General features: G+C 59.9%; 1 protein-coding gene. It reads right to left on the reverse strand.

Annotation, left to right across the window (positions count from 1 at the left end):
• A partial coding sequence (locus IG178_RS24275) for a restriction endonuclease (protein WP_193215180.1) occupies positions 1–654 on the reverse strand: 654 nt, incomplete at both ends.

The raw sequence follows: 654 nt of genomic DNA on the forward strand, positions 1-654 counted from the left end.
TCCGTCCCGAGAGGTAGCCCCACGCCCAGTCTGACTCCACATCCTTCGCCAGCTCTTCTAGGCCGTACTGCTCCTCGACTTGGCGCTTTGCTGCGAGCATTCCGGCTTTGATGTTATCGGGCCAATCGTAGTGGTCCACGTTCTCGTCCACCGGTTTGCGCCCGTACCAGAGCCGATCCATGAGCATTGACTCGGCCTCTAGAATCTCTGACACCCGTCGCAGCGTGCTCGTCCCAACATCGTGCTTGAAAGCTAGATCTAGGTTCTGCTCAACGAGCCGAAGGAGCTGCGGCTTCTCCCATATGCGGATCCGGAAGGGCGGATTGTTTGAGCGCTGGTAGTCCGCGATCCAATCCTTAGCACCGTTGGTGAGATAGCCGGATGTAATGAAGAGGAGCACTGACGGGCGCTCAGCACTGGCCCAGGCGATGGCCCCCTGGAGCACGTCGGGAGGAACGCCGCGCTTGTAGTGCTTGCAGTCGACGAACCAGCGCTCCTCGTACTCGTGCCCGTCGATGTCCTTCATGGACCGGCGCGCGACGATATCTCGGCCACGATCGGACGGCGATGCGGCGAGCGGAGTGCCCTTTCTCCAGTCCACATTGGAGAAGCCACTCTCGGTCATGAGATCGAAGCAGAACTCTTCGAAATCGG

The sequence above is a fragment of the Neoluteolibacter marinus genome (assembly GCF_014904755.1).
Classification (GTDB): domain Bacteria; phylum Verrucomicrobiota; class Verrucomicrobiia; order Verrucomicrobiales; family Akkermansiaceae; genus Haloferula; species Haloferula marina.